Annotated in this window: 13 protein-coding genes; 4 read left to right on the top strand and 9 right to left on the bottom strand. The window is 67.2% G+C overall.

Annotation, left to right across the window (positions count from 1 at the left end):
* Position 1 precedes the first annotated feature (1 nt).
* The 6 genes from PNI01S_RS19770 to ppc form a co-directional block, all read right to left on the bottom strand.
* Complete coding sequence (locus PNI01S_RS19770) at positions 2–829, bottom strand: isocitrate lyase/PEP mutase family protein (RefSeq protein ID WP_084358851.1); 828 nt, start codon at positions 827–829, stop codon at positions 2–4.
* 73 nt (positions 830–902) lie between these two features.
* Complete coding sequence (locus tag PNI01S_RS19765) at positions 903–1,760, bottom strand: DUF72 domain-containing protein (protein WP_084358850.1); 858 nt, start codon at positions 1,758–1,760, stop codon at positions 903–905.
* Positions 1,761–1,764: 4 nt separating this feature from the next.
* Positions 1,765–2,109 (bottom strand): hypothetical protein, encoded by a 345-nt coding sequence (locus PNI01S_RS19760; protein WP_024765660.1) that lies wholly within the window; start codon positions 2,107–2,109, stop codon positions 1,765–1,767.
* A 66-nt stretch (positions 2,110–2,175) separates the two neighbouring features.
* A complete protein-coding gene (gene tsaB / locus PNI01S_RS19755) occupies positions 2,176–2,850 on the bottom strand; it encodes a tRNA (adenosine(37)-N6)-threonylcarbamoyltransferase complex dimerization subunit type 1 TsaB (RefSeq protein ID WP_024765661.1) in 675 nt (224 codons plus the stop codon).
* A gap of 88 nt (positions 2,851–2,938) precedes the next feature.
* Positions 2,939–3,586, bottom strand: coding sequence for an adenylate kinase (adk, locus tag PNI01S_RS19750; protein ID WP_024765662.1), 648 nt, complete (start codon positions 3,584–3,586; stop codon positions 2,939–2,941).
* 247 nt (positions 3,587–3,833) lie between these two features.
* Entirely contained in the window at positions 3,834–6,470 is a 2,637-nt protein-coding gene (gene ppc, locus PNI01S_RS19745; RefSeq protein ID WP_084358849.1) for a phosphoenolpyruvate carboxylase, read from the bottom strand.
* A gap of 208 nt (positions 6,471–6,678) precedes the next feature.
* On the opposite strand from ppc, the gene PNI01S_RS19740 reads away from it, so the two are divergent.
* Positions 6,679–7,014: a hypothetical protein gene (locus PNI01S_RS19740; RefSeq protein WP_037009585.1), complete on the top strand. Its 336-nt coding sequence runs from the start codon at positions 6,679–6,681 to the stop codon at positions 7,012–7,014.
* Between the two features lie 253 nt (positions 7,015–7,267).
* Here the strand turns inward: PNI01S_RS19740 and cadR are convergent, their stop codons facing one another.
* On the bottom strand, positions 7,268–7,735 hold the full coding sequence (cadR, locus tag PNI01S_RS19735; protein ID WP_084358848.1) for a Cd(II)/Pb(II)-responsive transcriptional regulator: 468 nt from the start codon (positions 7,733–7,735) through the stop codon (positions 7,268–7,270).
* Between the two features lie 54 nt (positions 7,736–7,789).
* On the bottom strand, positions 7,790–8,023 hold the full coding sequence (locus PNI01S_RS28520; RefSeq protein WP_167632567.1) for a hypothetical protein: 234 nt from the start codon (positions 8,021–8,023) through the stop codon (positions 7,790–7,792).
* A gap of 87 nt (positions 8,024–8,110) precedes the next feature.
* Here PNI01S_RS28520 and PNI01S_RS19730 point away from each other — a divergent pair, with 87 nt between their 5' ends.
* From PNI01S_RS19730 to lptF, 3 genes are all read left to right on the top strand, one after another.
* Complete coding sequence (locus tag PNI01S_RS19730) at positions 8,111–10,180, top strand: heavy metal translocating P-type ATPase (protein ID WP_256576700.1); 2,070 nt, start codon at positions 8,111–8,113, stop codon at positions 10,178–10,180.
* Between the two features lie 176 nt (positions 10,181–10,356).
* A complete protein-coding gene (locus PNI01S_RS19725) occupies positions 10,357–10,767 on the top strand; it encodes a DUF4398 domain-containing protein (RefSeq protein ID WP_024765665.1) in 411 nt (136 codons plus the stop codon).
* A 37-nt stretch (positions 10,768–10,804) separates the two neighbouring features.
* On the top strand, positions 10,805–11,596 hold the full coding sequence (gene lptF / locus PNI01S_RS19720) for a lipotoxin F family OmpA-related lipoprotein LptF (RefSeq protein ID WP_065086136.1): 792 nt from the start codon (positions 10,805–10,807) through the stop codon (positions 11,594–11,596).
* 153 nt (positions 11,597–11,749) lie between these two features.
* Here lptF and PNI01S_RS19715 read toward each other — a convergent pair whose 3' ends face one another.
* Entirely contained in the window at positions 11,750–12,259 is a 510-nt protein-coding gene (locus PNI01S_RS19715) for an O-acetyl-ADP-ribose deacetylase (protein ID WP_065086135.1), read from the bottom strand.
* Positions 12,260–12,297 lie beyond the last annotated feature (38 nt).

Raw genomic sequence — 12,297 nt, 5'->3', positions numbered from 1 at the left:
GTCAGCCCCGGAAGAGTCCGTTGATGTGGTCGAAGGGCATGGCGCCGTGCATCGGCTTGAGGTCGCCCTTGGCCAGCGCTTCCGCGCTACTGAAGAAGGCGCCGTAAGCCGCGCGTGCCAGGGTCGAACCGACGCTGACGCGCTTCACCCCCAACGCTGCCAGCTCCTCCAGGCCAACTTGCACGGCGGGCGAGCCCACCAGCACGTTGACCGGTCGCGGTGCCACGGCGCTGACCACGGCGGCGATTTCCTCGCGGGTCTTCAGGCCCGGCGCGTAGAGCACGTCGGCGCCGGCTTCGGCGAAGGCCACCAGGCGGCGGATGGTGTCATCCAGGTCGGCACGGCCATGCAGGAAGTTCTCCGCCCGCGCCGCCAGGGTGAACGTGAATGGCAGGGCTCGGGCCGCACGCACGGCGGCGGTAATGCGCTCGACCGCCAGTTCCAGCGGATAGATGGGTGTGTCCGGGCGGCCGCTGGCGTCTTCGATGGAGCCACCCACCAGCCCGCAGGCGGCAGCCAGGCGGATAGTCTCGGCGCAATCGTCAGGCGTATCGCCATAGCCATTCTCCAGATCGGCGGCAACCGGCAACGGCGTCGCCTCGATGATCTGCCGCGCATTGGCCAGGGCTTCGTCGCGACTGACCGCACCTTCGGCGTCGCGGCGTCCCAGCGCGAAAGCCAGCCCGGCGCTGGTGGTCGCGAGGGCTTCGAACCCCAGGTGGGCAAGCATCTTCGCCGAGCCGGCATCCCAGGGGTTGGGCAGGACGAACAGGCCCTCGCGCTGGTGCAGCGCGCGGAAGGCTTCGCCGCGTTGTTGTTGATGGGTCATGGCTGTCTCCTGGCCGAACGGGAAGGAGCAGGTTAGCCCCCTCGCCCGCTCGCCGCCATGCACAGTTGGGGCGTCAGAGCAGGCCGAGCTGCTCCACGTCCGGCTTCGGCGCGAACAGCGCCGGCAAACCCGGAAGGCGCTCGCGCAGCAAGGCATGGAAGCGCTGCGCCTGTTCGGCGGCACGGTGGTTGTCCGGCGTGTGGAGGAAAACGTAGGGCGTCAGGCCCTGCTCGATCCACTCGGCTACCTTGCCGACCCAGGGCGCAAGGTGAACGAGATTGTCGTCCAGGTCCGGCCCACCGATGAAGCGCACCTGCGGGCTGTCGCTGAAGGCCGCCGGGCGCACCGGCACCTTGGGCTTCTTCGACTGTGCGTGCAGCACGGCAGGATCGTCAGACCGGCAGGCAAACAGCGCCCGCGAGTCCAGGCAGATACGTTCTACACCGCGATCCAGCAGCAGCCGGTTGAGCGCCCGCTCCTCCTCGCCCTTGGCAAAGAACGCCGGGTGTCGCACCTCGACGGCAAGGCGACGCTCGGCGAAGGCGTCGAGCCAGGCCGCCAGCTCGCCCAGCCGATCCGGTCCGAAACTGGCCGACACCTGCAGCCACAGCGGCGCGACGCGCTTACCCAGCGGCTTCAGCAGATCAAGGAAGTCCCGCGTGTTCTCCAACTGGCCGCGCAGGTCGCCCTCGTGGCTGATATCGCGGGGCAGCTTGGCGCAGAAGCGGAACGTCTCCGGCATGGTCTGCGCCCAGCGCGCGAGGGTATCGGCGTTGGGGCGGGCGTAGAAAGTGGTGTTGCCTTCCACGGCGTTGAACACCTGGGAGTAGAAGCCCAGGGTATCGGCGGGACGCAGGTCGGCGGGATAGAAGGTGCCGCGCCAGGCAGGCTCGTTCCAGGATGGACATCCGAGGAAATACGGCAGTGACATCGAATCAGGCGTAGAGGTCGAGACCGAGGACTTCCTGGCCTTCGTACTGGCCGGCCATGCTGGCGGTGCTGGTGTAGCTGGCTAGCGCCTGGGCAGCACGGGAGCTCAGCGGGCGCTGGTACTCGATGTCTCGCAGGGTCGCCGGCACGCCGTAGCTGCTGGCGCTGGAGGATTCGACGCGGCGGGTCTGCGGCTGCGAATCCAGCCCCTGACTCGCCGAGGTCGGCGCGGGTTGGTCGCGGCGGGCTTCGACGTCACTCTGCACATCCCGATACGGCGTGACCGCAGTACCCGTCCGGGAACCGCGCTCAGGCGTCTGGGATATGGAAGTGAAACCGTCGATACGCATGTCAGAAACTCGGTGGGAATGCGCTCACTCTAGCGAGCGCTCCAGGCTGCGGTCAATTGGCACAGGTCAGGCTTTCTTGGGTGTCGCCACGTTGTCGCGCAGGTAGACGGGCTGCGCGTGCTCTGCGTCAACCGCCTCGCCCCGCGCCCAGGCGAATTCGGCCAGGGTCAGCAGGTCTTCGGCGTGCGGCAGCAGGCTGGCATCGCGGGCGGCAACCTTCACCGCCAGGCGCTCCTCGAAGCCCCAGCCGGTTCCGGAGCCGAACCACGCGCCCTGGGCATCGCGCGGCAGCTCGACGCGCTCGGGCGGCAGCACCGCCTCGGCGCCGGCCAGACGCATCTCGCCCTGCTCCACCCGGTAGCAACCCCAGTACACCTCGTCCATGCGCGCATCGATGGCCGCGGCTACCTGGGCGGCGCCGTGCTCGCGGTGCGCACGCTGGGCCAGCACCGCCAGGTCGGAAATCGGCAGCACCGGCTTCTGCAGAGCGAACGCCAGGCCCTGGACGACGCCGATGGCGATACGCACACCGGTGAAGGCGCCGGGGCCGCGGCCGAAGGCGATAGCGTCGACGGCGGACAGCGCGATGCCGGCCTCGCCGAGGATGTCCTGCACCATGGGCAACAGGCGCTGGGCGTGCAGGCGCGGGATCACCTCATGGCGCACGAACCGACGGCCGTCATGCAGCAGGGCGACGGAACAGGCTTCGGTCGAGGTATCCAGGGCCAGCAGCGTGGGCATGGTGCTTTCCATTAGTCGATAAAAAACGGGCGGGCATTATAAACGCCAAAGGCCCGCATGTGCGGGCCTTTGGCAGACGCGGGAGCGATCAGCTCAGAGCGGCGAGCACCTTGGTGGTGATCTGCTCTACCGAGCCGACACCCTCGACGCGGGTGTACTTCGGGGTGCCTTGGGCGGCGGCCAGCTTCTGGTAGAAATCGACCAGCGGCTTGGTCTGCGAGTGGTAGACCGACAGGCGGTGACGCACGGTGGCTTCCTTGTCGTCTTCGCGCTGGATCAGCTCTTCACCGGTCTCGTCGTCCTTGCCGGCAACCTTCGGCGGGTTGTGCTCGACGTGGTAGACGCGGCCGGAAGCGGCATGCACACGGCGGCCGGCGATGCGGCTGACGATTTCTTCGTCTTCAACGGCGATCTCGACGACGTTGTCGATGGTGACGCCCGCTTCCTTCATGGCCTCGGCCTGGGGAATGGTGCGCGGGAAGCCATCGAACAGGAAGCCGTTGGCGCAGTCGGGCTGGGCGATACGTTCCTTGACCAGGTTGATGATCAGGTCATCGGAGACCAGACCACCGGCGTCCATCACGCTCTTGGCCTGCAGGCCCAGTTCGGTGCCGGCCTTGACCGCTGCACGCAGCATGTCGCCGGTGGAGATCTGCGGAATGCCGAACTTCTCAGTGATGAAGCGAGCCTGGGTACCTTTGCCGGCACCGGGCGCCCCGAGCAGAATCACACGCATCGATATGCTCCTTAATACTTGTTAAGCGAAATCACGGATCCGCCTCTTGGGGCCAATCTCATCGTGCTGGAATGGCGCAGACATGCGCCGAAAGGTTGCTCACGATACACAGCGGTCCCCTGCCAGACAAGCCGGCCATGGGGACTGCGCGAGCCGGTCCCGGGCGCTTGATGGCACCCGGAACAGCCATCAAATTAATCTCATTTGCCGGCTCGGCAATCCACCTTTGGTGGGGGGTGATGTGCCCTCAACCGGTATTGCGCAGCCCCGCCGCGATCCCCGCGACCGTCACCAGCATGGCCTGCTCCAGACCGCCGCAGGCATCGCCGGCGCAGCGTCGCGAGCGGGCCAGCAGCTCGGCCTGGAGCAGGTGCAGCGGGTCCAGGTAGGTATTGCGCACACCAATGGATTCGCGCGTCTCGGCGGCGTGGGCGAGCAGTTGGGACTGCCCGGTCAGGCCCAGCACCACGCGCACCGACTGCGACAATAGGTCGCGTAAATGCGCACCTAATGGTCGCAGTTCCGATTGCACCAGGCGCTCGTCGTAGAGTTGGGCAATTTCCCGGTCAGCCTTGGCCAGCACCATCTCCAGCATGTCGATGCGGGTGGTGAAGAACGGCCACTCCTTGCGCATACGGGACAACAGCGCGCCCTCGCCACGCTCGATGGCCTTGAACAGCGCGTCTTCCCAGCCCAGCCAGGCCGGCAGCATCAGGCGCGTCTGGGTCCAGGCGAAGATCCAGGGGATCGCCCGCAGGCTTTCCACCCCGCCCTCGCGTCGTTTGGCCGGGCGGCTGCCCAGCGGCAGGCGGCCCAGTTCCTGCTCCGGCGTGGCCTCGCGGAAGTAGTCGACGAACTGCGGGTTCTCCCGCACCACCGCGCGGTAGGCGAGCACGCCGTCGGCGGCCAGGCGATCCATCTCCTCGCGCCAGGCCGGCTCGGGCACCGGCGGTGGCTGCAGGGTGGCTTCCAGCACCGCGGCCAGGTAAAGGTTGAGGTTCTGCTCGGCGATGTCCGGCAGGCCGAACTTGAAGCGGATCATCTCGCCCTGTTCGGTGGTGCGGAAACGCCCGGCCACGGAGCCCGGCGGCTGCGAAAGGATTGCCGCGTGGGCCGGACCGCCGCCACGACCGACGGTGCCGCCACGGCCATGGAACAACAGCAGTTCGACGCCGTGGTTGCGGCAGATGTCCACCAGCGCCTCCTGCGCGCGGTACTGCGCCCAGGCGGCAGCCAGGGTGCCGGCGTCCTTGGCCGAGTCGGAATAGCCGATCATCACTTCCTGCGGCCCGGCCAGGCGGGTGCGGTAGCTGTCGAGGCTGAGCAGGCGGTCGATGCAGGGGCCGGCGTGGTCGAGGTCATCCAGCGTCTCGAACAGCGGCACCACGCGCATCGGCCGCTCCAGCCCGCACTCCTTGAGCAGCAATTGCACAGCAAGCACATCGGATGGATGACCGGCCATGGAGATGACGTAGGAGCCCAGCGACGCTGCCGGCGCCTGCGCCACCACGCGGCAGGTGGCGAGTACTTCGGCGGTCTCGGGGGAAGGTTGGTAGTTCGCCGGCAGCAGCGGGCGACGGCTGGCGAGCTCTTCCAGGAGGAATTCCTGGCGCACACCTTCGTCCCATTCGGCGTAGTTGCCCAAGCCCAGGTACTCGGTAATTTCGCTCATCGCCCTGGCGTGGCGCGTGGAATCCTGGCGCACGTCCAGCCGGGCCAGGAACAGGCCGAAGGTGGCGGCGCGGCGCAGGGTATCGAGCAAGGCGCCATCGGCGATCACGCCCATGTCGCAATCGTGCAGCGAGCGGTGACAGAGTTGCAGTGGTTCAAGCAGCTCGCGGTTGTCTTGCAGCACCTCGCTGCCGGGCTCTTCGCCGGTATGGATGGCCCGCTCGGCCCAGGCACGGGTGGCACGCAGGCGTTCGCGCAGCTGCTTGAGCAGCGCGCGGTAGGGCTCGGCAAGCTCGCCCACTTCGGCGCGCAGTTCTTCGCTGGCCTGCTGCATGGACAGATCGGCAGCCAGGCTGTCCACGTCGCGCAGGTAGAGATCGGCGGCCATCCAGCGCGCCAGCAGCAGGACCTCGCGGGTGATGGCGGCGGTGACATTGGGATTGCCGTCGCGGTCGCCGCCCATCCAGGAGGCGAAGCGAATCGGCGCGGACTCCAGCGGCAGCCGTTCGCCGAGGGTTTCCTGCAGGGTGCGATCGACGTGGCGCAGGAAGTCCGGCAGCGCGTGCCAGAGGGAATGCTCGATCACCGCGAAGCCCCATTTCGCCTCGTCCACCGGGGTCGGCCGGGTGCGGCGGATTTCGTCGGTGTGCCAGGCCTCGGCGATCAGCCGCTGGAGTTTTTCCTGCACCGCCTGGCGCTCTTCGGGCAACAGGTCGCTGTGGTCACCAGCGGCCAGTTGGCCAGCGATGGCGTCGTACTTCTGAATCAGCGTGCGGCGCGCCACTTCGGTGGGGTGCGCGGTGAGCACCAGCTCGATCTCCAGCTCCGCCACCTGCCGCGCCAGGCCTTCCGCCCCCAGGCCGGACTTTTTCAGACGGCCCAGCAGTTCGGCCAGGACGCGGTTCTCGAAAGGTTCCGGCTCCTTCGGCGTGCGGCGGCGAATGCGGTGGTACTGCTCGGCGATGTTGGCCAGGTTGAGAAACTGGTTGAAGGCGCGCGCCACCGGCAGCAGTTCGTCCTCGCCCAGGCCGTCGAGGGCGGCGGTGAGCTGCTTGGCGCCTTCGGCCGAGCCGCGCCGGGCGGACTTGGCGCCCGTGCGGATCAGCTCGATCTTGTCGAGGAAGCCCTGCCCGTACTGGGCGCGGATGGTCTGCCCGAGCAGTTCGCCAAGCAGGTGAACGTCCTCGCGCAGGCGCGCATCGATATCCGGCATCGCGGTCTCCTTGGAGTGAGAGCGCCCATTGGAAAGGGCCACGCTGAGAGTTTCACAGTGCCGCCAGGTGTGGCGGCTGACAAGCGCTCGACGAACGCCCGCAGTCATGCTCGGACAACGTCTAGGCTGAAAGTTATCCCCCATCGTCGGGAAAACCTGCGGCGGCCTCACGAGGACCGACCGCCACGTAACGACCCTAGAGGTGAACATGAAGATCCGCGAGCTGGTACGCCATTGGGAACAGAACGCCAGGGGGCGCATGACCCACCATCAGTACAGCATTCCGCTGGACGTCGAGACCGCCGCGCGTCTGGCCGCGCTGCACGACATGTACCCCAAGCGCAGCGTCGAGGAGTTGCTGGGAGAACTGGTCAACGCTGCGCTGGAGGAGCTGGAGGCGAGCCTCCCCTACGTGCAGGGGAACAAGGTGGTGGCCCACGACGAACAGGGCGACCCGATCTACGAAGACACAGGCCCGACGCCGCGCTTCCTGGCGCTGTCGCGCAAGTACCTGCATGAACTGACGGAGGCGGAGCACTCCTGAATCGGCATCTGCCGAGGCGCATGGTTTCAGGCTTCAGGAGCACTGCCCTGCTGCGGCTGCTTCGGTGCCTGGACGGCCCCTCACCCCAGCCCTCTCCCCCAGGGAGAGGGAGCAGATTGTGCCGGCTGACGCCATGGTTTCATCCTGCTCCATTCGGTCCCCTTTCCCTCCGGGAGAGGGTCAGGGTGAGGACCGCCCCCAGTGCAGAAGCATACTGGCGAAGCCGGCCCACCTGCCTTCCTGCACGGACCAATCAATGCCGGCCGTGGACGCCGGGCACGTGCAAATGCCCTGCCTCGGCGCACGCATCGGGAATCACCGAAGGCTCCGCCGGCTGCTCCAGCTCGCGCAGGATACCGCAATCCAGGCTGCTGCCCTCGCCCTGGCACTGCGCGCGCAGGTCGCGCAATTGCTGGCTGAGCGACTGCAGTTCGGCGATGCGCACCTCGACGTGGTGCAGGTGCTCGTCGATCAGCCGGTTGGCAGTACCGCAGTCGGACTCGGGGCGGTCGCGCAGGCCGAGGAGGATGCGGATCTCCTCCTGGGTCATGTCCAGCGAACGGCAATGGCGGATGAACGACAGCCGCTCGACGTGGCTGGCGTCGTACTGGCGGTAGTTGCCTTCGCTGCGCGACGGCGCGGGCAGCAGGCCTTCGCGCTCGTAATAGCGAATGGTTTCCACCGGGCAGCCGGTCAGTTTCGCCAGTTCACCGATCTTCATTTTCGACTCCTCGCCAGCAGGTGCTTGACTCTGTAGTTGCTACAGGGTGTGCAATCAGCAGCAACTCGTCAAACAGGAACGGACGACATGACTGCCAATCGCCAGGGCCCGATCATCCACGGCCCCGCCCCAATCCAGGATCAGCACCGCGAACAGGAAGCCGCCGGCTGCTGTGGCTGCGACAAAGGCGCGCTGCTGCGCGCGCCGGCCGCCGAACCTGCGCCGCATGATCACGGCCATGCCCACGATCACGATCACGATCACGATCACGATCACGATCATCAGCATGAGCACATCGACCCCGCGCAAGCGGCAAGCGCCGTGGCAGGGGCTGCGGCCGGCGAGCTGCGCTGGACCAGCCTGCGCATCGAGGCCATGGACTGTCCCACCGAGGAACGCCTGCTGCGCGACGCACTGGGCCGCGTGCCGACGGTGGAGGACCTCGACTTCAACCTGATGCAGCGCCTGCTGCGCGTGCAGCACCGTTTCGACAGCATCGAGCCGTTGCAGAAGCTGGTGGCGTCCCTGGGCATGCAGGCCGAGCCCGTGGATGAAAACGCCCCCGTGCCCGCACAACCCGCCCAGCAGAAACCCTGGTGGCCACTGGCGCTGGCCGGTGTCGCGGCGGCAGGTGCTGAGTTCTTCGAGTGGTTCGCCATCGGCCCGCAGTGGCTGGTGGCGGCGCTGGCCATTGCCGCCATCCTTGGCGCGGGACTGCCGACCTACCGCAAGGGCTGGATCGCCCTGAAGAACCGCAATCTCAACATCAATGCCCTGATGAGCATCGCCGTGACCGGCGCCATGCTGATCGGCCAGTGGCCGGAAGCGGCCATGGTCGCCGTGCTGTTCGCCATCGCCGAACTGATCGAGGCCAAGTCGCTGGATCGCGCGCGCAACGCCATTCGCGGCCTGCTGCAGCTGGCGCCGGAACAGGCGACGGTACAGGTGGACGGGCAATGGCAGGAAGTCTCCGCCAAGTCCGTCGCTCTCGGCGCTCGGGTGCGGGTGCGCCCCGGCGAGCGCATCGCCCTGGACGGCGAGGTGCTCGACGGCCGCTCCAGCGTCAACCAGGCACCCATCACCGGCGAGAGTCTGCCGGTGGAAAAACAGGCCGGCGACACCCTGTTCGCCGGCACCATCAACGGTGAAAGCGCGCTGGAATACCGCGTCACCCGCGTAGCCGACGACAGCACCCTGGCACGCATCATCCATGCGGTGGAAGAAGCCCAGGGCTCGCGGGCGCCGACCCAGCGCTTCGTCGACCAGTTCTCCCGCCTCTACACCCCGGCGGTGTTTCTCATCGCCATCGCCACTGCGCTGCTGCCGCCGCTGTTCTTCGGCGGCGCCTGGCTCGACTGGGTCTACCGCGCGTTGGTGCTGCTGGTGATCGCCTGCCCCTGCGCACTGGTCATCTCCACTCCGGTGACCATCGTCAGCGGCCTGTCGGCGGCGGCTCGCCTGGGCATCCTGATCAAGGGCGGGGTGTTCCTGGAAATGGGCCGCTCGTTAAGCTGGATCGCCCTCGACAAGACCGGCACCCTCACCGAAGGTCGCCCGCGCCAGACCGATTTCACCGCCCTGCGGGAGACCGCCGCCGGCGACGTGCGCGCACTGGCCGCCAGCCTCGCTGCTCGCTCGGATCACCCGGTCTCGCACGCCGTGGCCCAGGCCGCCGAAGCGGACAACATCGCGCTGTACAGCGTCGGCGAGCTGACCGCCCTGCCCGGCCGCGGCGTGAAAGGCGAGATCGACGGTCGCACCTACCACCTGGGCAACCACCGCCTGGTGGAGGAGCTGGAGCTGTGCTCGAAGGAGCTGGAAGAGCGCCTCGACGCCCTCGAACAGCAAGGCAAGACGGTCATCGTGCTGCTCGATGGGCAAGGTCCGCTGGCGCTGTTCGCCGTGGCCGACGGCGTGAAGGAGACCAGCCGCGAAGCCGTCGCCCAGCTGCATGAACTGGGCGTGAGGACGCTGATGCTGACCGGCGATAACCCACACACCGCCGCCGCCATCGGCGCCCAGGTGGGCATCGACGAAGCACTGGGCAACCTGCTACCCGAGGACAAGCTGCGCGAGGTAAAGCAGCGCCAGGAAGGTGGCAAGCGAGTGGGCATGGTCGGCGACGGCATCAACGACGCTCCCGCCCTGGCACGCGCCGACATCGGTTTCGCCATGGGCGCGGCGGGCACCGATACGGCCATCGAAACCGCCGGCGTCGCGCTGATGGATGACGACCTGCGCAAGCTGCCGTCCTTCATTCGCCTGTCGCGCCAGACCCACCGCGTGCTGATCCAGAACATCACCCTCGCGCTGGGCATCAAGGCGGTGTTCCTTGCCCTCACCCTGGCCGGCGAAGGCACCCTGTGGATGGCGGTTTTCGCCGACATGGGCGCCAGCCTGCTGGTCGTGTTCAACGGCCTGCGATTACTGCGTCATCGCGGCTGATTCCAGTGGATCGTCGCCAATGCCCGCCCATACGGCGGGCATTTTTTTTGAACCCCCTGACAAAACCCTTAGTCCCCTAATCAGATGCCCACGAAGCCGCAGACCCGCGCGGCAGGCATCCACCGGCACTCGAATCGCCGAGGGAACCCTTTACCAAACGTCAGAGGATTCATCCAATGGAACTGAAATCTCAGAGCGCTCGAACCGTCCCGACCGCCTCCACCCGCGCTTCCCTGCGCCTCAGCCTGCTCGCCCTTGGCAGCGCCGCGCTGCTGGCTGGCTGCGCCGGCAACCCGCCCAGCGAACAGATGGCCGTCACCGAATCGGCGGTTAACGCCGCCGTCAGCTCAGGTGGACCGGAATTCGCCCCGGTCGAAACCAAGAATGCCCAGGACAAACTCGCCCAGGCGCGCATCGCCCTGAACGACAAGGAATACGACCAGGCCAAGCGCCTGGCGCAGCAGGCCGAATGGGACGCTCGCGTGGCCGAGCGCAAGTCGCAGGCCGTGAAGGCGCAGAACAACGTCAAGGACGCCCAGCAGGGTGTGATGGAGCTGCGTCAGGAAGGTCTGCAGCAGGCCCAGTGATCCCGCCCCTACGTCCGGTCATATAAGGAATTCCGACATGAACAAGCTCATCGTACTGCCCGCCGTCTCGACCCTCGCCCTGGCCCTCGCCGCGTGCTCCACACCGCCCAACGCCAACCTGGAGAAAGCCCGCAGCGACTTCCAGGCGCTGCAGGCCGAGCCCCAGGCCACCCAGCAGGCCGCGCTGGAAACCAAGGACGCCGGCGATTGGCTGGCCAAGACCGACAAAGCCTACCGCGACGGCGCCGACCAGAAGGACGTCGACCAGATGGCCTACCTGACCCAGCAGCGCATCGAGCTGGCCAACCAGACGGTGGCCCTGCGGGACGCCGAGGATCAGTTGAAGAACACCTCGGCCCAGCGCGCCCAGGCCCGCCTGGATGCCCGTACCGCACAGCTGAACAAGCTCAAGGGCGAGTTGAACGCCAAGCAGACCTCGCGCGGGACCATGGTGTCCTTCGGCGATGTGTTGTTCGACCTCGACCGCGCCGAGCTGAAACCTGGCGCCATGGGCAATGTGCAGAACCTCGCCGGCTACCTGCAGCAGAATCCGGAACGCAAGGTCATCGTCGAGGGCTACACCGACAGCAGCGGCTCGTCGTCCTACAATCAGAGGCTCTCCGAGCGTCGCGCGGACGCCATTCGCCTGGCGCTGCTGAGCCAGGGTGTCACCTCCGATCGCGTCGTTTCTCGCGGTTACGGCAAGGAGTACCCGGTGTCGAGCAACGCCACTCCGGCCGGCCGTGCCATGAACCGCCGCGTCGAGGTGACCATTTCCAATGACGCCAACCCGGTGCAGCCGCGTTCGGCGGTAAGCGGCACTTATTGATCCTTCGGGAGACAGCGCTCTTGTAGGATGGCGTGGAGCGAAGCGATACCCTTCGAGCACTGCATCAACAGCATGCGAATCGCTCCGCTCCACCCGTCCTACGACCTGCGTTCCCTGTTGGAGCGGGCCAAGCCCGCGACCATGGGCATTTATTCAGGCCAGCAGGCGCCGGTAAAGCTCGGCCATCTCGGCCGAGAAAGGCACCAGCACCACTTCCTTCAGCGAACTTCCTTCACCGCGCGGACGACGCAGTTCGTCCACGGCGACCCGCGCCGCGGCTTCGGCGGGATAACCGTAGATACCGGTACTGATGGCAGGAAAGGCGATGCTGGCGAGGCCGTTGCCTTCGGCCAGTTGCAGGCTGTTGCAGTAGCACTGGGCAAGCACCTCGGGCTCGCCGTGCTCACCGCCGCGCCAGACAGGCCCGACAGTGTGTATGACGTAGCGCGCCGGCAGGCGGAAGCCGGGAGTGATCTTCGCCTGGCCGGCCTTGCAGCCACCCAGCGGGCGGCAGGCGTGGACCAGATCCGGGCCCGCGGCCCGGTGGATTGCGCCGTCGACGCCACCACCGCCCAGCAGCGAACTGTTGGCGGCGTTGACGATGACGTCGACGTCGAGGCGGGTGATGTCGCCCTGCCAGATGCGGATCTCGGGATGGCTCATGACCTTCCTCCCTCAGTCCGCCGGGTCAGGGCCGACCG

The sequence above is a fragment of the Pseudomonas nitroreducens NBRC 12694 genome (assembly GCF_002091755.1).
Lineage (GTDB): Bacteria > Pseudomonadota > Gammaproteobacteria > Pseudomonadales > Pseudomonadaceae > Pseudomonas > Pseudomonas nitroreducens.
This window is presented reverse-complemented; position numbering and strand designations above follow the sequence as displayed.